The sequence below is a fragment of the Thalassolituus maritimus genome, assembly GCF_900156675.1.
In the GTDB taxonomy this organism is placed as follows: Bacteria; Pseudomonadota; Gammaproteobacteria; order Pseudomonadales; family Oceanobacteraceae; genus Thalassolituus; species Thalassolituus maritimus.
The window spans coordinates 23,052-45,486 of record NZ_FTOH01000015.1 but is presented as its reverse complement, the minus strand read 5'-3'; the positions used below and the strand labels follow the sequence as shown (position 1 = coordinate 45,486).

Below are 22,435 nucleotides of genomic sequence, written 5' to 3'. Positions count from 1 at the left end.
CGGTGTAGTGATTGTATTTGTTCTTCGTTTTCTTAGTCATTTAAAGACCCTCATTAGGTAGTAGTGAGGTGTCTACTTTTCATGGGTAACTCGGTCAGCTAACGCCGTGCGCAACAGCCGAAGATTACTGGCGCTTTTTGTGCGTTTTTTTTGCACAAAAGGTGACCGTAAACGGAGGTCAGTTTGCCGCACCTTGTTATGAATTGATAGGCTTAGCATAGAACCCCATTGTATCCTTGAAATTGAACCCGTTTTTTTTGTAAAACTTAGATGCTGGGATTTCTATATCAGTAGTCAAATAGATGCTATTTACATTCATATTCTTTAAATTTTCTTCAAGACTTTCAAGTAATTTATGACCATGACCTGAGCCTTGCATTTTAGTATCTATACACATTTCTCGAAGGTAAAACATATCGCCGAAGTGAAAAGGTTCAACATTACCTAGAGCAAACCCCATAAGATCTTCACTCTCAAGCAAAACACCTACAAAGCCCTTAGATTCGAAGAAATGATTTAATCTTTTGAAAGCATCTTCTTCTGTCCAAGGTTCATTCCAAGGTTCCGTTGAAAAAACATGAGAAAATAGCTGCGCACAATTTCTAATGTCATTCTCTGTGATAAGCCTAAATTTCATTTCATGAATACCTCATAACGCTTTTGTTGTGGGGCGGTGAAACGTAGTGAGGAACGAGCGAAGTTTAACCGTCCCAGCCCCGCAGGGGCGTTCACCAACTGTTTGTTAGGCTTATAATGTTCGATGGTACAGATAGAAATCACGCCCATTAGCTATAAAATTTGACTCATGGATAAACCCTAATTTTTCATATAGATTTTGAGCCGCTTTCATGGAGTCTTGCGTCCAAAGAATTATTCTTTTATAGCCCTCGTCCTGTGCTTGAAGAATTAGCTTACTAACTAATTTACTACCTAAGTTATTATTTCTAAACTCTTTCTTAACAGCAAGAAGGTGAACTTCTACCTCATCTTCTTTTGCTAGCTTTCTTGCGTTAGATGTTGGTGGAACCATGATAACTAATCCCGCTAAGCGCTGATTTTCAGTATTAGAGGCTGTGATAATTCGCCCCCTTGAACGAATAGCAGCAGCATCAAATAGCGATTCTGCTAATTCAGCTTCTGTGTAGCCTTCGCCCACATAAACATCATTTAGTAATTCTGATAATTCAGAATCAGGAAAACCTAAACAGTTTGTTGCTTCAATTTTGAAATCCATTTCTTAACCTTTGAGTAAGTCGGCTACGACAGCCTAACGCCCGGCTCACCGAGCAAATTTTTGATGGCGGCTTTTGTGCGTACTTTTGCACAAAAGATGACGGCTAAAATTTGTCCGGTGCAGCCGTTTGTTAGCTGATACTATGCTATTGCTCTGCGCCATATTCTGGAACAAATACCACAATACCCTCTGTAATTTCGTTTCTTAGTTTTGAAAGTTCTTGAGCTTCTTTGGACTCATAAAAAACCTTTGCTGACTCAATACTCTTAAATTTATATATGACCATATTTGTATATGGGGAACCTTCTAGTACTCTAACACCACTACCCACCACCAACTTGCCAGAATATTTCTCCACAATTGGTAAAGATAACGGCCCTAGCTGGTCGATTCTTTTTTCATCGATAATGTTGTAGTGATAAATAATGTAACCACTCATGATATTCCTTATTATTGCCAGCTAACGAGCCTGTAGAAAAACATTCTTAGAAAAATCCATCTTTCTACGCTCCTTTGTTTGCTATTAATTTTTTAATTAACAATAATGTACAAAAATAATCGACTAAAAAACAGCCAATTTCATTTTTTACGCGCTTACGGCCTGATTCAGCACTAAAACAGACTATATACCCCTCATTTGACCATAATTCATGATCTTTTCAATATTATGAACCAAGCTAAACAGTAGCCATTGTCCCTGAATTTTCGCTTTGCTTCTCAGCGAAAACCGGTTCAAGCCTTTGTTAGTGCCGATATTCCCGAATACGGGTTCGACTACTGACATTCGATGACCATAGACCTTCTTACCGAACTGACTATCGACACGCTTCTTCATCCACTCAGTCGCGCTTTTACCTTTATTTATCGTAAAGCTGACTTGTCGACCGTGACCACTTCGGTCATTCGGAGAGTCTGGATTTCTCATGCAGTCATATTTCAAAGGGCAGCTTCGACAATCAGTCAGTCGCCCTTCAAAGGCGAATTTTTTGTCACCATTTCTCTTAGTAGCTTCGTCTTTTAGCCACATCAAATTACCAGCAGGACAAATGCAGGTTTTATTCTTTTGATTTAGCTTGAATTCGCTCGATGGAATAACCTGTTTAACTCCCACTTTTGTATCTTGATGACGCTTGCCGTACTTTTCTTTTTGATTTGCAAATTTTTTATCCCTGGAACGAAATGCATTATCCGGGATATAGGCATTAATTCGATTTTCTTTCAGGTAGAGATTGTTATCTTCGTTCGAGAAACCTGTGTCTGCTGTGACGATAACCTGATCGCCCAGGACATCTTCGCTAATTCCAAGGCGATCATATCGGGCTTGAATGCCTTCTAATATAGGCTTTAACGTGTGATGTTCCTGACCTTCACCAAATGCCTGAGCCTCTACAATAATCTGATGTTTCTTATCCACAGCAGCGACACCGTTGTAACCTTGGATCGTTCCTTTACTGGTTAACATTTTTCCCGACTCATTATCGGTGATGTTACTTTTTACTTCTTTGGGTCGTTTTCCTTGCCCCATCCTTGGGGTTGCGTCTTTAGGAATTGATCAACTTTCTCGTAATGCTTTGATAACGTATCGATTGATTGTTCGAGCTGTTCTTTTCGCTCTCGTTCCCGAGGCTTGCGCTTATCGAGTTTTTTATGCTCCTTCATACAGTGCTTAATTTGAGCACGTATCTTCTGACGTTTCTCAGATAATTCAGACAAGGTTCCAGAGTGTTCTTTCGACGCGTTTGATCGCATTTTGCAGCCATCAATGGCGATCAGTTCATTACCGAGAAGGCCTTGTTCAGAGCAGACCAGCAGTATTTGTTCGAATACAGATTCGATAGCATCGGGATAGCTGCTAACGAAACTTGCAATACTGGTGAAGTGAGGGACAGAGTCGCATGACAGCGCTTTAAAAATAATATTATTCTCGCATTGCCACTGAATTTCACGGCTTGAGGTGATGCCCTTAGAGTACGCGAACAATATTATTTTCAATAAAATGGCAGGGTCGTAAGCAGAGCGACCACCCTGATCGTTTTGGTATTTTTCATAGAAGACAGATAAATCGATATGACCTTCAATCAGCTGATGAAGAGTAAATTCGAAGGTGCCTGGCTGAAGTTGTTCAAGAAAGTTAACGACCACCATTGCGGTTTGATCGTAGTCGTACTTTTTAAAGTTGGGCATTTAAGACCTCCGAAAATCAGAGGTCTATTTTATCAAAAAACGTCTGTTTTTCAGAGTTTTTCTACAGCCTCAACGCCTTGCTAAACGGCAGCCAAAGCGTAGCGTAGGCTGTCCGGTGGAGGGCGCGCTTTTTGCGCCCGGAACGAATTTGAGCAACTTGTTATAAGGCATTTTGCTGCCAGTCTGATTTATTGATTTTGTACAGAACGTGCTCACATTGAGGGTGTGATACTTCAATATCGGGGTGCATAAAATTTTCATTACTGTTTTGCATGCCAATCTTTTGCATGACTGATTTAGAACGTTCATTGGAGAGCGTTGTAAATGAGACAACCTCATTTAGATTTAGCTGAGTGAATGCAAATTTTAAGGCTTCTTTGGCTGCTTCGGTTGCATACCCTTTACCCCAGTGCTCCTTTGACAATCGCCAGCCAATTTCTACACAAGGCGAAAACGGCATTTTGTCTGTTGGAGTATGCAAACCAACAAAGCCAATGAATTTATGCTGGTCAGGTATTTCGACGGCCCAAAATCCCCAACCACGATCATGTATAAGGGATAAGATCTTTATCCCCATTTCGTAGCTTTCTTCTTTAGTCTGGAGCTTAGGAAAATACTCCATTACCTCTTTATCACTGCACATTTCAGCAAAAGGAAGAAAGTCATCCTCTGTCCATTGACGAAGCAGTAATCTATCCGTTTTCAACATTCTTCGACTATGCCTTATAACGCCGCCAGAACGCGGCAATTTTGGAGTGGATTTTTTGTGGCAGCGTAGCGCCCGCCACGAAAAAGCGACGGAAAAATTGCTCGCTGTTACTGGCCTTGTTATGCGCTACTTCCAATTGCCGTCTTCATCGAAACTGTCAGCGTCTACTGCTATCAAGATCTTTGAAGGCTTAGATATTAGGTATGAGATGTTACCCGTTCTCCTACCCGATTTCACAACAACAAGCACTTCAGAACCTTGCTGACTCTCATAAATCGGTGTTTCGATTATTGCACCACTTTCTAACTCAACAAATGTTGATTCGCCACGGTGTGAGCTTATTACTCCGCGCTCAACGCTCACTACTTTTGGAGCGTCGGTTATGTACAGATATATCCAGTAAGTCAACGCAATTAAGCACGCTGCTGAAATAATGTAAATCAAGATCTTACTCAACATGGATACAGCCTACGAGTACGCATAACAGCTTGTTAGTGTGCGTGCGCGTTTATCCTGGAACACTCTTTCGAGCTTTCCAGGGTAACTCACTGACTTCATTGAAGAATCTTCCATAACTCAAATACCCTTTCCAGAAAAACGCGCACGCCTGTTATTTCGGCGAGAGCTTGCACATAAACTTGTAAACCAAGTTTGTAAGCCTTTGATTCGTTTAATGTTTACCGTACTACCCACCGGCAAAACGCGCAAGCGCGAATGTAAAGCGTGCCAGTTTTATTCGATAACTCCAAAATATACTGTATGGATACCCATACTATCTTTGCATTCAGGCGCCTTCGAAGGGCATCACGTAATCCACACGTTCGATCATTGCGATGTTATCTTTGATCATTGCTCTTGTGGGCACCCTTTGCCATGATCCAGTCTCTTTAAGGTCTTTCTGTCAGGGTTTCTTATGTATCAGGATATCGAGTATCAGGTTAACGATCGCATCGCGATTATTTCGATCAATCGCCCTAAGGTGTTGAACGCAATTCGTGTTCAGACCTATAAGGACATCATTGCTGCGCTGCAATCAGCAGATGCCGATGATGCTGTATCTGTCATCGTGATGACGGGGGCAGAAGGCAAGTTTACAGCGGGCAATGATCTTCGTGATCTGCTGACCGACGGTGATCTCGAAGGTGTACGCGATGGTGTCGCCGGTATTTTCGATACCCTGGGTGGCCTAGAGAAGCCGCTGATTCTTGCGCAGGAAGGCGTTGCTGTCGGTATCGGCGCAAACCTGCTGTTGCATGCCGATCTGGCTTACGCTGGTAAGAGCATCCGCTACAGCCTGCCGTTTGCCAAAATTGGTGTTGCCGCAGAAGGTGGTTCTTCTGTGATGCTGGCTGAAGCAATCGGTCCTAAGAACGCGGCAGACCTGCTGCTTACCGGTCGCTTCTTCTCTGCCGCTGAAGCTGAGAAATGGGGCCTCCTGAATGCTGCCGTTGAGGATGGCAAAGCCCTTGAGACTGCGATGACCACCGCTGCCGAGCTGCTAAAGAATCACCAGGGTTCACTTAAGGCAATCAAAGCGCTGGGCCGTGCTGAAGGGCATCGTGAGCGCTTGAACATTGCAGTGAAGGCAGAGATGGGCGCATTCACTGATCTACTGGCAACCCCAGAAACTCAGATGCGTATTCAGCACGTTCTTAAAGGCGGCAAGTAATACGCTCTGTTCAGGGGCTAGGAAAGCCCCTGCCCCGCTTGTGGTTACCGATGTTTCGTGTTTCCATTCTGTCCTGATCTAACAATCCACAAGGAAGTTTTTATGCTCAGGACATTCTCTTCATTCTCGCTTGTATTCGCTGCTACCCTCATTGCCTCATGTGGTGGCGGTGGTGGAAGTAGTTCGGGTTCTGACCCTGATCCCACACTCCCTATCACAGATCCTGCTCCAGATAACCGCCCGTCTATTTCCGCTGTGGCTACGGACTACTACACAGGCTCTCCTGTTACTGAGGCCATGGTCAGCGTTCGCTGGGGAAACAGTTCTGACGAATACTTCTCGGCAGAAACCAACTCAACTGGTAAGGCTACCCTGCGCTACCCTGATGGCACAGACACTCTGACCATCTACTCAGATGCCGAAGGTTACGCCGAATTTGGACGTACTTTTAACTTCGATACAGAGACAATTTCTGTTTCTTTAATCCCCGTTCATACGAGCGTAACGATAGGCAGTGGATCAGAAAACGAGATTCTGGTCGATGGTGAGTCAATTATCTCACTACCCGCTAATGCATTCGTTGATGCCGACGGGAATGCATTCTCAGGTGACATTGATGCCGAGCTTACCGTGATCGACCCTCGTGAAGACCCTGAGTTAATGCCGGGTCAATACGAAGCTGTGGATGGTACAACAGGGGAGATCAGTAATATCGAAAGTTTCGGTGCAATTAATGCGACCTTCGAAGATGCTGATGGCAACCCACTTCAGTTGGCTTCAGGTCAAACAGCCACCGTTCGTATTCCTCTCTCTGGTGACCCTGAAAATGCCCCTGAGAGCATCCCTCTTTTCTACTATGACGATGACTCTGGCTATTGGATTGAAGAGGGCTCTGCCACTCTGACAGAAATTTCTGGCGGATTCTTTTACGTTGGTACAGTTTCTCATTTCACCACGTGGAATGCCGACAGGGTCTATGAGACGGTATACCTGACCGGCTGTGCTGTTAATGAAGACAACAGTGTTGCCGCTGACGTCCGCGTTACGGCAACTGGCCTCGACTACACGGGTACATCTTCTGTGTACACCGACGAATTCGGTAGTTTTACCATCCCTGTCCGTATGGCTTCTTATCTCCGTATTCAGGCCTCCGGAAACGGTCTGCTCAGTGGCTCTCAAGAGCTGTCTTCATCAGAAGAGGACGAAACACTCAGCGATTGTTTGACGCTTTCTCCCGTCGATATTTCGATAGCGCTAAGCTGGTCTGAAGAACCAGAAGACCTGGATACCCATCTGGAAGGGCCGGATGACGCAAGTGAAAGTGGGCAATTCCACCTGTACTACTCAGATGACGACCTGGTCATTGGTGATGAAAGTATCTTTATCGATGTTGACGACACCGACGGCTTTGGCCCTGAAATCACTTACCTGAGCGGTTTCCCATACGATGGTACCTATAGCTATTATGTCTATCTGTATTCTGGTGATGGAAGTATTCAGGACTCGCCTGCGCGCGTAGAGCTGACTATCGGAAGCAACTCTTCTGTCTTCGCTCCGCCATCGGGTGAGCCTTCAGAATGCTGGCATGTGTTCGATATCACTGTAAGCGGTGGTGAGCCGGCTTTAACAACCGTCGGAGAGTGGGTGACGCGCGACGATTGCTACGGCAGTGCAGAAGAAGGGGATGGTGGCGCTGCAGCTGCTTCCGCGAACGAGATAGTACCGCCTACGAAGTACTACGCACAGTAAAAGCAGTGAAACAAAAAAGCCGCTCAATGAGCGGCTTTTTTATGCTTCGAGATCAGGCTCTGGCTTGTTTGAAGGCCGCCTTCTCTTCTGGTGTTGGCTTGCTGTACTTCAATACACGCTCAACCACCGTTTTGTACTGGCTCCACAGCGAGCCTGTGTTATACGGAATGTTGTGCTTGCGACAGACTTCCTGAACCTTCTCTGCCACTTCGTTGTAGCGATACGATGGCATATCAGGGAACAAGTGGTGCTCTACCTGGCGGCTCAGGTGACCACTCATGATATGCAGCAGCTTTGAGCCTTCAAGGTTAGAGGAACCCAGAATCTGACGGTAGTACCACTGACCGCGCGTTTCGTTCTCACACTCTTTTTCACTGAAGGTGTGCACATCTTCTGTAAAATGACCACAGAAGATGATGGTGGATGCCCAGAAGTTACGGATCAGGTTCGCGCCCATGTTCGCCAGCAGTATACCGAAGAACATTGGCCAGCCCAGGAACAGAGCAACAACACCCGGATAGAACAGGTAATCGCGGAACACACCTTTGCGAATTTTAGAGAAGAAGTCCTTAGCCAGCTGCTTCTTCGTTACAACGCTCTCACGGTCTACTTTCTTTTTACCGAAGAATACACGCTCACCAATCAGCTCATGGTAAGCAACGCCCCACTGGAAGAAAGTCGACAAACCCAGGTACCAGAAGAACTGATTCTTGAAGCGTGGCTTCCAGGGAGTGTCATCACTCAGACGCAGCAGGTCGTAACCAAAGTCACGGTCTTTGCCAATGATATTGGTGTAGGTGTGATGCTCAAAGTTATGCGTACGACGCCATGACTGACCGTCACACACGTTATCCCATTCGAACGTGGTGCCGTTCAGGTGTGGATCGTTCATAAAGTCATAGGCACCGTGCATGATGTTATGACCAATTTCCATGTTATCGAGGATCTTAGCCACACCCAGCATGACAGCCCCTACAACAAACCAAATCCAGTGGTAGAAACCTGCAACCATGATTGCACGGCCACCAATATCAAGTATGCGTTGCACACGAACGACTTTGCGGATGTAACGGGCGTCTTCTGCACCCACCTTGGCCATGGTCTCATCCCGGATCTGGTCGAGGTCGTTTTTGAATGACTCCAGCGTTTCTGCACTTGGTATCTGAGTCGTCACTTTAATTCTCCTGAAATGACTATTCTGCTATTGAGCAATCAATCAATTGCCTGACAGCGAATTGCACTTTACGTGCCACGACGGCATTGGTTGTCAGTGTCATACAGAGAGCGGTCAGTGTCGACGAAAGTCACCCTTTCCTCTATTTCATCAATAGTCAGCTGCACGCGCTTACTTCTGAATTCAGGCAACCAAGTACTCCGAAAAGGCCTGATTGCTGGCCTTTTACGAGCAGTGAGGTGAACTTCCAAGTCGGACATTTTTGTTCAACAAAGAGATGGGCTTACTCAGCATGGAAAAGTAAGAGGCATAAAAAAACGGCATATCCCTTCCGGAAGATGCCGCTTTTGTCAGACAGGTGTCAGATATCAGGCGTTAGCCACTTCACCTGTTTTCTTCGGTGGACGGCTGTATTTGATGACACGCGCAACCACTGTTTTGTACTGATCCCACAGGGTACCTGTGTTGTACGGGATATTGTGCTTGGCACATACCTGACGAACTCTCTCGGCCGCTTCCATGTAGCGGTAAGATGGCATATCCGGGAACAGGTGATGCTCGATCTGACGGCTCAGGTGACCGCTCATGATGTGCATGACTTTAGAGCCTTCGATGTTTGAAGAACCGAGAATCTGACGGTAGTACCACTGACCACGGCTCTCATTGACGCACTCTTCTTCGTTAAAGGTGTGTACTTCTTCGGTGAAATGACCACAGAAGATAATGATATTAGCCCACAGGTTACGGATCAGGTTCGCTACGAAGTTACCGCCAAGAATCGCGAAGAACATTGGCCATCCGAGGAACAGACCGACAACCGCCGGGAAGAAGATGTAGTCACGGAAAACAGCCAGACGAATCTTGGTAAAGAAGTCTTTAATCAGCTGGGCGTGAGAAATCGGCAGCTTGCCTTCTTTGTGGCGCTTACCAATGAAAATCCGCTCACCAAACAGTTCGTGATAGGCAACAGCCCATTCGAACATCAGCATCAGTACAATCAGTCGGATTGGCTGAAAGCGGTAATGATCTTTCCACGGTACATCATCACTCAGACGGAGAGTGTCGTAGCCGAAGTCGCGGTCTTTACCGATGATGTTGGTGTAAGTGTGGTGTTCGAAGTTGTGAGTACGACGCCAGGAGTTGCCATCAGCAACAGCATCCCAGTCGAATTCGCGTGAGTTCAGATGTGGATCGTTCATCCAGTCGTACTGACCGTGCATGACGTTGTGACCCACTTCCATATTGTTCAGAATTTTAGCGCAGCCAAGCATGACGACGCCGATCACCCAGAAGATCCAGTGATAAAAACCAGCGACCATAGTCAACCGGCCAACAAGATCCATACCACGTTGGATACGTACTATTTTGCGGATGTAATTCGCGTCTTCCTGACCCACTTTGGCCATGATGTCGTCGCGGATTTCATCCAGGTCTTTATGGAATGATTCCAGTGTATCGGCACTAGGAAGATGTGTTGTCATTATAATATTCCTTGTTAGACATCCAGTACCACGTCATTGACAGGAACAGACACACATAACTGAATGTCTTCTCTGCCAGTGTCTGAGTACTGACCGGTGAGAGTGTTAAGAACTACGCCGCTTTTCTTAGTACATTTGCATTGGTGGCAGACACCTACACGGCATCCGGCCAGCGGCTTGAGTCCATTCTGCTCTGCAAGCTCAAGAAGGCTCACTGGGTTTTCAGCACTGCTCATCGCAGCAACACCGCCCTTCTCGAAGTTTACATAAGCATCTTTTGCATCGGCACGGTCGAGCTCAATCGGAGCCGCACCGAAGTATTCGAACATGATGTTCTCAGCAGACACACCCTGCTCTGAAACCACACCACGAACGAGCTGGATCATTGGCGTAGGGCCGCAGATCATTACTTTGCGCTCAGCGAAATCCGGACAGACTTCCTGAATGTGCTCGGCACTGAACACGCCTTTTTCGGCACTATTCATAAAGGTCACACGGATGTTCTCGTGCTGAGCCGCGATTTTTTCGAATTCTTCTTTGAACAGCGCGTTAGCTTCATCACGCACGTAAAACATAAGGTGCGCGTCACGCTTATCGCCGGTTGCGGCCATCTGGCTCAGCATTGAGCGGAATGGCGTAATACCGCTGCCACCAGCGATCATCAGAACAGGATCATTGCCAGCAGGAAGAACGAAGTCACCTTCCGCAGGCGTCAGGTTACAGATGCCACCCGCTGCAAAAGCCTCGCGCAGCCAAGGGGTTACACGACCACCTTCCTGTACACGAATACTCATTTCGATCAGACCGGTTTTTCTGAAGTGCGCAGGAGCGCTCGATACTGAAAAGAAGCGAGTCTGAAGGGTACCGTTCTGCTCGGCGGTAATCTGCAGGTGCTGACCGGCTGTAAAGCCTTTCCAGCGTTTTCCGGGGCGAATGACCAGTGTGTATACATCGTTAGTCTCTGGGCGCACCTGGATGACTTTTGAGCGGATCGCTTCGGTCGTCCAGCCTGGTACGGCCATCTGAATAAGAGGTTCGAGGTATGCGCTGATTTTGTTCTGCTGTGTCAGGCTCTGTGCCACCCACTCGTGGGCTTTAGAGAAGAAAGATCCTGACTGCACACTGGTTTCTGCTTGGCTCATAATTATTCTACTTTCGTAATGTGAGAATGCGCTGTCTCATCGGCTGAGATTGCCCACGCAATGTTAACGAACTGTGACCATGTGTCTATTGGCGACAGAGGCCACATAGGCTGAACGGAAAACAGCAAAAAGCTTGCCCGTTACTGACAAATTCATCAGCTACTGCAAATAAATCCTTATAAATCAGTATATTGGACGACTTTGTCAGACGACTACTTGCCGTAGATCAGCGTTGTGCGCGGTAATTAGTGCTTCTCAGGAAATAATGTTTTTATTCTTGTTGTGATAATGGAAACATTTTCCAAGCCACATAGGAAGAATTTCTTATGTAAGTGTCAGGAAAATACCACATCTCGTGCCATGCTTCCGGAAATGGCTTACCGTTGTCATTTTAATGTCATCGCCGAAGCTGACCATGGCACATGTAGGAGGGGATCATATCCCCGAACATATATCGGGTAATAACGATGTCGGGAAGAAGCTTCCCTCCTACAGAATCGCTCAAGCTTCGCGTTGAGCTCCTACAGGTCGGCAGGTCAACTCGTAGGAGCGCTCCAGCCAGCTTGCCTGGCTATGCGCGATATTTCTGGGAGAAGCTCCTCTCCTACAGAATCGCTCAAGCTTCGCGTTGAGCTCCTACAGATCAGAGGCGTATGAAACCGCGGAAACAAAAAAAGCGGCCCGTAGGCCGCTTCTTTAAGAACAACTAATCAGATCTTAAGAGAACTGGTTAGAAGTGTTCTTAGCACCACTAGCTTTCAAATCATTCTCACCAGCAACGCTTTTCTTTAATGGCTTTGTGGTCGCGACCGCAAAGACATTCTTTGCTGGCACAAAAAAGGCGACCCTAAGGTCGCCTCTTTCTAAACGCTTTTAATCAGATCTTAAGAGAACTGGTTAGAAGTGTTCTTAGCACCACCGGCTTTCAAGGCGTTCTCACCAGCAAAGTATTCTTTGTGGTCGTCGCCCATGTCAGAGCCAGCCATGTTCTGGTGCTTAACGCAAGCGATACCTTGACGGATCTCTTTACGCTGTACGCCTTCAACATAACCCAGCATGCCCTGGTCACCGAAGTACTCTTTAGCCAGGTTGTCCACAGACAGTGCAGTCGTGTGGTAAGTAGGCAGAGTGATCAGGTGGTGGAATACGTTCGCTTCACGTGAAGTATCAGCCTGGAACGTCTTAACGCGAGCGTCAGCAGCTGCAGACAGCTCAGAGTCGTCGTATTCAGCAGACATCAGGTTAGAACGGTCGTACGCAGAAACGTCTTTACCTTCAGCTTCCCATGCATCGTAGGTCTGCTGACGGAAGTTCAGAGTCCAGTTGAATGATGGAGAGTTGTTGTAAACCAGTTTCGCATCTGGGTGTACTTTACGTACTTCGTCCATCATGCCTTTGATTTCGTGTACTGTAGGTACTGCAGTTTCGATCCACAGCAGGTCAGCACCAGCGTTGATAGCTTCGATACAGTCGAATACGCAACGCTCGTGGCCAGTGCCCTGACGGAACTGGTACAGACCAGAAGGCAGACGCTTAGGACGAACCAGTTTGCCGTCACGGTTCAGCAGTACGTCGCCGTTCTTAACGTCTTCAACGTTAACTTCTTCAACGTCCAGGAATGAGTTGTAAACGTCACCCTGATCGCCTTTCTCACGAACAACAGCGATTTCTTTAGTCAGGCCAGCACCTTCAGAGTCAGTACGTGCAACGATAACACCGTCGTCAACGCCCAGCTCAAGGAATGCGTAACGCAGAGCGCGCAGCTTAGCGTGGAAGTCAGCGTGTGGAACAGTCACTTTACCGTCCTGGTGACCACACTGCTTCTCGTCAGCAACCTGGTTTTCGATCTGCAGGCAGCAAGCACCCGCCTCGATCATCTGCTTAGCCATCAGGTAAGTCGCTTCAGCGTTACCGAAACCAGCGTCGATGTCAGCAATGATTGGTACGATGTGAGTCTCGTAGTTGTCGATCTGACCCTGGATTTCTGCTTCTTTAGCAGAATCGCCAGCTTCGCGAGCTGCGTCCAGTGCACGGAACAGGCCACCCAGTTCACGAGCGTCAGCTTGACGCAGGAAGGTGTACAGTTCGTTAACCAGTGACGCTACAGCAGTTTTCTCGTGCATAGACTGGTCAGGCAGAGGACCGAACTCAGAACGCAGAGCTGCAACCATCCAACCAGACAGGTAGAGGTAACGACGCTTAGTAGAACCGAAGTGCTTCTTGATAGAGATCAGCTTCTGCTGACCTACGAAACCGTGCCAGCAACCCAGAGACTGAGTGTACTTAGTCTTGTCTTTGTCGAACTCTGCCATGTCTTCGCGCATGATCTTGGCAGTGTAACGAGCGATGTCCAGACCAGTTTGGAATTTGTTCTGAGCGCGCATACGTGCTGCTGATTCTGGGTTGATAGCATCCCATGGGCTACCAGCTGCTTCTTTCAGCGCTGCTACCGCTTTGATGTCTTCTTGATAAGTTGACATGAGTCAGTCCTTAAAAGAGTGGGTTGAAAAGTTTCACAGAGCAGCGAAATTGCTGATCCGCGACTTCTGACAGAGCGAATAGTAGTGCTTTAGATCCCATAATTAAAATCAATAGTATCTATATGTACTATTTCTTCAGTGAATGGGCATTAAGGGGAGGTCAGTCGTCTGCGGGAGGCAGGAAAATAGTGAAGGTTGTGCCCTCTCCGATCTCACTTTCGACCTTGATGCGGCCATTGTGTTCTTCGATGAACCCGTGCGAAAGCGACAGCCCAAGCCCTGTTCCTTCACCCACGGGTTTCGTGGTGAAGAACGGCGTAAAGAGCAGGTTGAGGTGCTCTTTGCTGATGCCATGGCCATTGTCCTGGAAGCGGATCTCAATGTAACCGTTGTTGTACGTTGTGGAGATGTGAATGTCGCCGTTCTCGTCAACCGCCTGATTCGCATTAGCGATCATGTTGGTGAAGACCTGATTCAGCTTACCGAAGTAACCTTTAACCTTAGGCAGTTCACCATAATCGACATGTACCTGCGCATGGTACTTGGTCTGGTTGCTGAGAATGTTTACAGCACCACGCACACACTCATTGATGTCGACCAGGTCCATTTCACCGCTGTCTTCCCGGGTGAAGGATTTAAGATCAGCTACAATCTGCTTGACGCGTTCAAGGCCTTCGATGGTTTCGGAGGTAAGACTCTCGAAGTCCATGAGCAGATATTCTACGTCGTACCGTGTCAGGCCTTCCCGCCATGCCTCTCGTATCTTTTCTCCATCGGCGTCGCTGTTGACCAGCTTGTCCATGGTGAATACGAACGTCTGGATGTCAGACATTCCTTCCGACATGGTGCAGAAGTTACTGTAGATAAAGCCGATCGGGTTGTTGATTTCATGCGCAACGCCAGCAGACAGGACACCCAGAGATGCCATTTTTTCGTTGTGCAGAAGCGCTTTCTGGTTCTCCTGCATACTGTCATGAGCTTGCTGTAACTTACGGAATGAGTCGTAGAGCTCCCGGGATTTATCCTCGAGCATCTGCTCTGCCTGCTTCCGCAGCGTTTTCTCTCTCAAATAGGCAGCACGATAGTCTTCAATCATCAGCTCCCCCGACGGTTATCACAATGTGACACACCTCATCACCATGGTGCATGCACTTAGGTTGTTTAATCGTTACCGGTTCTTTGAAGTGCTTCGCCGACCCACTTATCAGACCTTCTGCGAGGTGACATAGCTTTCGTTGCGACTTGTAGATCATCGTCAATGTGTGCTCTCCATCCTCTTCATAAGAAAAGGATGGCAGGTTGGCGTCTGGATAGAATTTCAACACTTCGGCATGAACGATCTGATCCACGGATTTGAGAAAGTCGATCAGTCCGTCGCTGTTTTCAAAGAAGATGGGGAAACGAGCATAGAACTCTTTGACCATATACTCGCCGAACGAATGCAGTAATGTCGGGACATCGTGGCCGGTCATGTCGGAGGCAGCACCAAGAAGAGCAACCATCTCGCTGTCATCGTAGCTCTCCGAAGAAAGGTACATACCATGGGAACCTGCCTTCTCAAGCAAGTGGTTCCAGCCTTCGAGGCCGAACTTCTCTTCGATCATGTCTCTGAGGATGTCGAACACTACCCCTTTCATTTCATCCCCTCATCTCTTTGGTAAAACCTGTTTGCTTTTCGACCGCCACATCCAACGTACGACCGGACCATTCCTCCAGATGACTCAGACGGCTGATCAACTCGGCAGTCAGGTCGTGGCCTTTACGCAGAAGAATCATGCCTTTCTCACTGTAAAGGTCCTGCGCTAACACCATTCCGGCTTCAAGTTCGTCTGTACTCAGGTAGCAGGCGTTATCGGCGAGGTTGTTGGTATCAAAAGCCCCACATTCTTCACAGAAGATATTCAGGATTGCCGGGTCGTATCTCATATTGCTCTGGCGAACTAACTCGGCTTTCGCTTGTTGCGGCTCCATTTCTTCTCCAGTGAAGCGACCACGGATAAGATCAGTGTAGTCTCTTACTATCGCAATGATGCGGGCACCTGCTGGTATCCCTGAGCCAGACAAGTGGTCTGGATAGCCAGAACCATCGAATCGCTCGAACTGACTGCGTAACATAGCGGAGCTATGGCGCATCCCGGGTATGCCCATCAAAGCCGCCTCCGCGAGCACTGGCACCTGGGCATACTGCTGCATATCAGCACCGTCAAAGTCCACCAGCGGTTTATTCAACAATTCATCAGGAAGGCCTATATTGCCAAGGTCCGCAAGCAGAGCAGCATCCCGGATTTCACGTACATCAGCCTCGGCCAGTCCGAGAGCCTCAGCCAGTGACTCGGCCATTGAGGAACGCAGCTCGGCAGCCGCTGCAGCGCCTGGCTCCCGCAAAGCCCCCAGGCTTGACGCTAACCTGAGCACGTGCCCATAGCTTTTCTGCAGGTCATCGAATGCGTGTTCAAGCAGACGCGCATGCAGCCTTAACTCTTCGGTGCGTTCAGTCACTCGTTTCTCAAGGGAACTATTGAGTTCTTCGAGTTCCTGATTCTTACTCACCAGCTCGGCCTGCAGACGCTGGTTTCTCGCTTCGAGCAAACGCGTGTGCAGCGACTCTTCGATCAATTCTCTGAGTTTGTTGTCGTCCCAGGGTTTGGTCAGGTATTGATGTATCTGACCTTCATTAATCGCCCGTATTGTCGACTCCATGTCGGAATGACCGGTAAGGAGGAAGCGCAGTGTACTGGGGGATTTTTCAGCGACGGTTCTGAACAGCTCGGCGCCATCCGCTCCGGGCATGCGCATATCGCTGATGATGAGATCCACGTCGGTATTCTCGAGAATATAGAGTGCGTCGCTTACAGAACTCGCCGTAGTGATATCAACGTCCAGCCGGCCCAGAGAGCGGGTCAGAGACTTGAGAATATTCTCCTCGTCATCAACCAACAGAATGACAGGCTTGACGGGCTTTTCAGTGTCCTGGGCTGCTGCTTTTGCAAACGCCATGAAATCACTCCGGCATAAGGAACTGATTTCAGTCTAGACAAAGCTGTGACCCATGCCTGAACCTTACGTAATATTCCCGTAAGGCCATATCCTGAATGTCATAATAGGCAGGTTGCTATGCAGGGCTACCTTTCAGGAAGCGCCCCAGAAAGCGCTTCAGCAGCCGCAGCGCCACTGGCCCAGGCCCATTGGAAATTGAATCCGCCCAGATGGCCTGTGACGTCGACAACTTCACCAATAAAGTAGAGGCCAGGCACCTTACGGGACTCCATCGTCTGAGAAGACAACTCTGTTGTATCGACTCCACCAATCGCGACTTCTGCAGTCCGGTAGCCTTCCGTACCCGCCGGTTTGACACGCCACTGATGCAACGACTCGGCCAGTGCCTTGATGGTTTTCTTGCCCGTTTCAGCGAGAAAGCGATCTTCCAGCTGGTGATGTGCCAGCCACTGTTCAGCAAACTTCTGTGTCGTCAGGCTCGCCAGCCAGGTCTTGAGATGGGTTTTACCTTTCTGTTGCTGGGCCTCTTTGAAGGCTTCAGTCAGGTCGATAGCAGGCAGAAGGTTAATCTCAACCGTGTCTCCCTGAGTCCAGTATGAAGAAATCTGCAGGATAGCCGGGCCACTCAAGCCCCGGTGTGTAAAGAGTAAGTCGTCATTAAACACCTGATCACCACAGGTTACAGACGCTGGTAAGGCGGTACCCGAGAGCGCCTTACACAAAGTGCTCAACTGATCTGTAATGGTAAATGGCACCAGTGCGGCGCGCGGCGCAAACACCTGATGTCCGAATTGACGCGCAAGATCATAACCAAAGCCCGTGGCCCCCAGAGTCGGTATCGACGGCCCCCCTGTTGCAACCACCAGCGAACGACACGAATAATCACCGGCCGAGGTTTTCAGGGTGAAGCCTGTATCACTCTTCCTGACTTCCTCTACCGAGGTATTCAGCTGTAATTCAGCCCCTGCCCGACGGCACTCTTCAAGCAACATTTCAAGAATGTCCGAGGATTTGTTATCACAAAACAACTGCCCGTCTTTCTTCTCATGGAACGGAATACCGTACTGACTGACCAGATCGATAAAGTCCCATTGTGTATACCGGGAGAGTGCTGACTTGCAGAAATGTGGATTCTGGCTGAGATAACAGGCAGGTTCTATGTAGTAGTTAGTGAAGTTGCAACGCCCCCCACCCGACATCAGAATTTTCTTACCCGCCTTATTGGCGTGGTCCAGTACTGTGACCGTGCGCCCTTCGGCGGCGGTGCGTGCAGCACAGAATAAACCTGCTGCTCCGGCACCAATAATGATGACATCTGTGGTCGTCGACATTCTTCTTCCTGCTATTGCCCTGCTGTTTGCGGCTGCTATTATGCCAGCGTTTTGTGACTGACTGGACTGCTGATATGCCCCTGATTGATCGGGAAGGATTGATAAAGGCGTCAGGCCTCGCTGAATGGCAGGCTGACATTGTACTCAGATTATTAAAAATTCCTCAGCTGACGAAAATCTATGACCGTGTTGATCGCCAGCATGGCATTGATCTTATTGAAGACGCACTGAAAGATCAGAACATCCAGTTAGATTACGATGTCGAACGATTAGCTCAGGTTATTCCCAAAAGCGGCCCCTTTATTACTGTGTCGAATCATCCCTTCGGATTCCTCGACGGTATCATTCTGCTTTTGATTATCGGACGAATACGCCCCGAGTACCGGGTCATTGCGAACTTCCTGCTGGCCTACTTTGAGCCCTTCTCCGATCTGTTTATCACAGTGAATCCATTCGAGAACAGTGGCCCAAAGGCGATGGGGGGTACACAGAAGTCATTGGATCAGTTAAGCAAAGGACTGGGTCTGGGATTATTCCCGGCAGGAGAAGTATCCACCTGGTACAAAGGTCAGTCAGGCATCAAAGACAAAAGCTGGTCACTCTCCAGTATGCGGCTTATTAAGCGCGCGGACGTTCCGGTCATCCCGATCTATTTTGATAGCCAGAACAGCCTGAGCTTTCACCTGCTCGGCAAGGTACATCCGCTGATCCGTACGTTGCGGATTCCTGCTGAGTTTCTTAAGAAGCAGAATAAAACCATTCGGATGGTGATTGGTGAGCCCATTACGCCTGAACAGGTTACGCAATTCTCAGATGAAGAACTGGCGGACTGGCTCAAAAATATGACGTACGGCCTTAAGGGGCTGACCTGAACAACCTCGTACCTGAGCCTCCCTAAAGAGGAGATCAGAATAACTCGGCGTCACTACCTGCAAATGAACTGGCCAGTTGAGAAAGCGTCGAGACCTCATTTTCCAGCCTCTGAATCGCGTCAGCAACTTCAGAGGTTGAGGAAAACGCCTTCTCTATCGCAGAACGGATGGAATCAAACCGCTCCGTCACTGTTTCATTCAGTGCATTCTGGCTCTCACTCGACTCAGATAACCCCGAGAGGTATGCATTAATCTCGTTAGAAGTATTCAGCAACACCCCTACCGCCTGATTCGACTTATCAGAACTCTCACGGCCATACTCCGCCAGCTCACTCACCTGACGCATGGACTCCTGTGCCTGATGAGTAATTTTGAGAATACCCGTGACTTTATCGCTGATCTCTCCACTCGAACGGTGCGTTCGCTCTGCAAGTTGACGCACTTCGTCGGCCACCACCGCAAAACCGCGACCATGCTCTCCTGCCCGGGCCGCCTCAATCGCTGCATTCAGTGCCAGTAAGTTGGTTTGCTCTGCGACCGCCTGAATCACAGTCACTATCTCTGATATCTCACTGCTACGCCGGTCGAGTTCTTCAATATGCCGTCCGGCTTCCGAGATCTTGTCTGACACCGCAGCCATTGCCTTGTTGGATGCGGCCATGATGTCGACGCTCTCCGAGGCCAGCTCACCAGACGACGAGGCATCCTCAGCAAGCTTTTTCGAAAGCCCGGCGTTCTCCGCCACCTGCTGACGAAGCTCGCCCATCCCACTATGAATTTCATTAGCAAATTCAGACTGTAACTTCATTTCGCCTGCGGTCTCATCGGAGCGACGCGCTATGGCGCTTATTTCCTGGCTGATCACAACGATGGAGTAATTTACTGAAATCAACAGCTCACTGATCCGGTCACTCAGTTCTTCTGCGTCTTTACGTTGATGCTCAAGTCTCCGGAACCCCGTATTCTTAGAGCCTTCGTAAATCAGCGCCAGCACAGCAATCGCACCCGCGCCCAGTAACATGCCTATCATGTGCAGCATATCGGACGCGTAATCCGACATCGGTACGCTGCTGTCTGGGTCCATAACCCCCAGAACAACAAGAGAGCCAAGACCTGCAATTACCCAATAGGGTGCGTATTTCAGGCCCGCGAGAATGGCGCAAGCCAATGGGTAAACCAACAGTCCGGGGATAAGGAAGCTTGTCAGGCCGCCTGTTAAGTAAGCGCCGTAGGAGAAGTACAACAGGATTCCGATCAGTAGCAGACGAGCCGTGATTTCTATCGCATGAGTGAAGCGGACCAGGAGAAGGCAGATACACCCTAAAGCGAGAAACGCATGATGCTCTGCGGTAAATCCCTGTACGCCCAGCATGGCCTGCGACACCAGAATCACCAGCATGGCGAAAATGGCACAGATAGCCAAACCTGCAAGTACCCGGGCCTTCAGTAGCTTTTCAGGCTTAACCGGCCGCGGTGTGGCGATGCAGGAATCCAAATAACGCAGCATTCAGAGCAGCCCTCGGGAATGGATAGTTATTTCCAGACTAGTACCGGGAACCGACTTTGCACAAAACTGGCAGGTGGTTTACATAAACCCTCAAAATCTGAAGGTTAGTCTTTCAGAAGACGTTTTACCGGAGCGTAAGTCCGACGATGGATAGGACACGGGCCTAAGGCTTCGAGAGCTTCAAGATGCGCTTTGGTACCGTAGCCTTTGTGCTTCGCGAAGCCGTAGCCCGGGTACTGTTCTTCCATGTCGACCATGTCACGATCACGTTGAACTTTGGCCAACACAGAAGCCGCAGAGATTGCTGCAACTCTGGCATCCCCCTTGATCAGGGCAGTAGCAGGCAGGTTTAAATCAGGCAGTTTATTACCATCGATCAGGGCGTGGTCGCACGGGACACGCAACCCTTCGACAGCGCGCGTCATAGCCAGCATCCGGGCATTGAGGATGTTGATGCTATCAATCTCTTCGACCGATGCGCTGGCAATACAGAAGTCAACGGCTTTTTCACGGATTTCGTCGAACAGCCGCTCACGCTTTTTCTCAGTCAGCTTTTTCGAGTCTGTGAGTTCAGGGATCGGCTTATCGGGATCGAGAATCACAGCGGCCGCGACGACATCTCCGCACAAAGGGCCAGCGCCCGCCTCATCCACGCCACAATAGATCAGCCCCTCGCGAATCAGAGCGGCTTCTTCTTCGGTTATTTCTGGGTCGGTTATTTCTGGCTCGATTACTTCTGAGTCAGCCACTTCTGGCTTGTTGATATCAGTCATCTGGCTTTCAACAGCTGGCTGATGGCCTCGGCCGCTTCTTCATCCGCGTTTCGTTGCAGCTGACGATGAATAAACTGAAAGGTTTCCTGTAGCTGATGCACAGTATCGTTATCTTCAAGGCGCTCTGCCAAGGCCGCCGCGAGTTTTTCTGGCTGAGCATCATGCTGCAGCAACTCAGGTACAACTTCCCGGCCTGCAAGCAGGTTCGGCAGGGAGATAAACTCCTGTGTCACCATGCGCTTGAGAATCCAGTAAGTCAGCGGTGCCAGACGGTAGCTCACCACCATGGGCCGCTTCATCAGCATCGCTTCTAAGGTCGCGGTTCCTGAGGCCAGAAGGATCACGTCGGCAGCCGCCATACAGGTTTGCGACTGACCAAGAATAATTTTTACCGGCAACACTTCCGGGTATTCATTCACCAGCTGCTCGACCTGATCACGACGCTCAACACCAGGGACAGGAATAATAAACCTGAGGTCCGGATCTTTTTTCAGCATCAGGCTTGCCGTATCCAGAAACAGCTTACCCAAACGCGAGACTTCACTGCCCCGACTACCTGGCATCAGGCAGACGGTTTTCTTGTTCAGCTCAAGGCCGAGATTTTCTCTGGCGGGTGTTTTGGGCGTCTCGAATGGAATTTTGTCGGCAAGATGATGGCCAACAAAACGTACCGGTACTTTGTGGTTTTCATAAAATCGCGCCTCAAAAGGAAAAAGTGTCAACATCAGGTCGACGGCTTTTTCAATCTTGAGAACACGCTTCTGGCGCCAGGCCCAGACGGAAGGACTGACGTAATGAACGGTTTTGATCCCGGCAGCGCGAAGCTGCTGTTCGAGCCCCAGATTAAAATCTGGCGCGTCGATACCGATGAACACATCAGGCGGATTCGCAATCCAGTCCCGGACGAGCTTCTTGCGTACGTTGATCAACTCAAACAGGCGACCGAGCACTTCGACCAGGCCCATCACAGAGAGACGCTCCATCGGCACAAAGCTGACCATACCTTCGCTTTGCATCATTGGGCCACCGATGCCTTCGAACGTCGCTTCTGGGTATTTTTCCTTCAACGAGCGGATAAGACCGGCGCCCAGCATATCTCCGGAAGTCTCTCCGGCCACCAACGCGATTCGCAT

General features: G+C 48.8%; 20 protein-coding genes. 3 read left to right on the top strand and 17 right to left on the bottom strand.

Annotation, left to right across the window (positions count from 1 at the left end; translation table 11 throughout):
• Positions 1-196: 196 nt before the first annotated feature.
• The 6 genes from BW941_RS16900 to BW941_RS16880 form a co-directional block, all read right to left on the bottom strand.
• The gene (locus BW941_RS16900; protein ID WP_076518056.1) at positions 197-637 is read right to left on the bottom strand and encodes a GNAT family N-acetyltransferase; all 441 of its coding nucleotides are present in this window, start codon (positions 635-637) and stop codon (positions 197-199) included.
• A gap of 111 nt (positions 638-748) precedes the next feature.
• Positions 749-1,234 (bottom strand): GNAT family N-acetyltransferase, encoded by a 486-nt coding sequence (locus tag BW941_RS16895; RefSeq protein WP_076518054.1) that lies wholly within the window; start codon positions 1,232-1,234, stop codon positions 749-751.
• Between the two features lie 145 nt (positions 1,235-1,379).
• On the bottom strand, positions 1,380-1,673 hold the full coding sequence (locus BW941_RS16890) for a DUF1330 domain-containing protein (protein ID WP_076518052.1): 294 nt from the start codon (positions 1,671-1,673) through the stop codon (positions 1,380-1,382).
• Between the two features lie 183 nt (positions 1,674-1,856).
• Positions 1,857-2,759 carry a transposase gene (locus BW941_RS18000; protein ID WP_245820129.1) on the bottom strand — a complete coding sequence of 301 codons (903 nt, stop codon included), beginning with the start codon at positions 2,757-2,759 and terminating at the stop codon, positions 1,857-1,859.
• Entirely contained in the window at positions 2,729-3,418 is a 690-nt protein-coding gene (locus tag BW941_RS17995) for a transposase (protein ID WP_245820128.1), read from the bottom strand. The genes BW941_RS18000 and BW941_RS17995 overlap by 31 nt, the downstream gene beginning before the upstream one ends.
• Before the next feature lie 160 nt (positions 3,419-3,578).
• Entirely contained in the window at positions 3,579-4,127 is a 549-nt protein-coding gene (locus tag BW941_RS16880; protein WP_076518050.1) for a GNAT family N-acetyltransferase, read from the bottom strand.
• A gap of 913 nt (positions 4,128-5,040) precedes the next feature.
• Here BW941_RS16880 and BW941_RS16870 point away from each other — a divergent pair.
• Both BW941_RS16870 and BW941_RS16865 read left to right on the top strand, forming a co-directional pair.
• Positions 5,041-5,796, top strand: a complete 756-nt coding sequence (locus BW941_RS16870) for an enoyl-CoA hydratase/isomerase family protein (RefSeq protein WP_084189105.1) — start codon at positions 5,041-5,043, stop codon at positions 5,794-5,796.
• Between the two features lie 102 nt (positions 5,797-5,898).
• Positions 5,899-7,545, top strand: a complete 1,647-nt coding sequence (locus BW941_RS16865) for a DUF2135 domain-containing protein (RefSeq protein WP_076518044.1) — start codon at positions 5,899-5,901, stop codon at positions 7,543-7,545.
• A gap of 52 nt (positions 7,546-7,597) precedes the next feature.
• On the opposite strand, the gene BW941_RS16860 is transcribed toward BW941_RS16865, so the two are convergent.
• The 8 genes from BW941_RS16860 to BW941_RS16825 form a co-directional block, all read right to left on the bottom strand.
• Positions 7,598-8,719, bottom strand: coding sequence for a fatty acid desaturase family protein (locus BW941_RS16860; RefSeq protein ID WP_245820126.1), 1,122 nt, complete (start codon positions 8,717-8,719; stop codon positions 7,598-7,600).
• A 368-nt stretch (positions 8,720-9,087) separates the two neighbouring features.
• Positions 9,088-10,200, bottom strand: a complete 1,113-nt coding sequence (locus tag BW941_RS16855; protein ID WP_076518042.1) for a fatty acid desaturase family protein — start codon at positions 10,198-10,200, stop codon at positions 9,088-9,090.
• 14 nt (positions 10,201-10,214) lie between these two features.
• Complete coding sequence (locus BW941_RS16850) at positions 10,215-11,342, bottom strand: ferredoxin reductase (protein ID WP_076518040.1); 1,128 nt, start codon at positions 11,340-11,342, stop codon at positions 10,215-10,217.
• A gap of 884 nt (positions 11,343-12,226) precedes the next feature.
• Positions 12,227-13,822 carry an isocitrate lyase gene (locus BW941_RS16845; RefSeq protein ID WP_076518038.1) on the bottom strand — a complete coding sequence of 532 codons (1,596 nt, stop codon included), beginning with the start codon at positions 13,820-13,822 and terminating at the stop codon, positions 12,227-12,229.
• Positions 13,823-13,982: 160 nt separating this feature from the next.
• A complete protein-coding gene (locus tag BW941_RS16840; RefSeq protein ID WP_076518036.1) occupies positions 13,983-14,918 on the bottom strand; it encodes a sensor histidine kinase in 936 nt (311 codons plus the stop codon).
• The gene (locus tag BW941_RS16835) at positions 14,911-15,459 is read right to left on the bottom strand and encodes a heme NO-binding domain-containing protein (protein ID WP_076518034.1); all 549 of its coding nucleotides are present in this window, start codon (positions 15,457-15,459) and stop codon (positions 14,911-14,913) included. The genes BW941_RS16840 and BW941_RS16835 overlap by 8 nt, the downstream gene beginning before the upstream one ends.
• Position 15,460: 1 nt before the next feature.
• Positions 15,461-16,819, bottom strand: coding sequence for a response regulator c-di-GMP phosphodiesterase, NosR family (gene nosR, locus BW941_RS16830; protein ID WP_076518032.1), 1,359 nt, complete (start codon positions 16,817-16,819; stop codon positions 15,461-15,463).
• 125 nt (positions 16,820-16,944) lie between these two features.
• Positions 16,945-18,150, bottom strand: coding sequence for a BaiN/RdsA family NAD(P)/FAD-dependent oxidoreductase (locus BW941_RS16825; protein WP_076518030.1), 1,206 nt, complete (start codon positions 18,148-18,150; stop codon positions 16,945-16,947).
• A 74-nt stretch (positions 18,151-18,224) separates the two neighbouring features.
• Between BW941_RS16825 and BW941_RS16820 the strand changes: the two genes are divergently transcribed.
• Complete coding sequence (locus BW941_RS16820; RefSeq protein WP_076518028.1) at positions 18,225-19,022, top strand: lysophospholipid acyltransferase family protein; 798 nt, start codon at positions 18,225-18,227, stop codon at positions 19,020-19,022.
• A gap of 34 nt (positions 19,023-19,056) precedes the next feature.
• Here BW941_RS16820 and BW941_RS16815 read toward each other — a convergent pair whose 3' ends face one another.
• From BW941_RS16815 to lpxB, 3 genes are all read right to left on the bottom strand, one after another.
• Positions 19,057-20,529, bottom strand: a complete 1,473-nt coding sequence (locus BW941_RS16815) for a methyl-accepting chemotaxis protein (protein WP_076518026.1) — start codon at positions 20,527-20,529, stop codon at positions 19,057-19,059.
• Between the two features lie 104 nt (positions 20,530-20,633).
• Positions 20,634-21,302: a ribonuclease HII gene (gene rnhB, locus BW941_RS16810; RefSeq protein WP_084189103.1), complete on the bottom strand. Its 669-nt coding sequence runs from the start codon at positions 21,300-21,302 to the stop codon at positions 20,634-20,636.
• Positions 21,299-22,435: a lipid-A-disaccharide synthase gene (lpxB, locus tag BW941_RS16805; RefSeq protein ID WP_068441138.1), complete on the bottom strand. Its 1,137-nt coding sequence runs from the start codon at positions 22,433-22,435 to the stop codon at positions 21,299-21,301. Before lpxB ends, rnhB begins: the two co-directional genes overlap by 4 nt.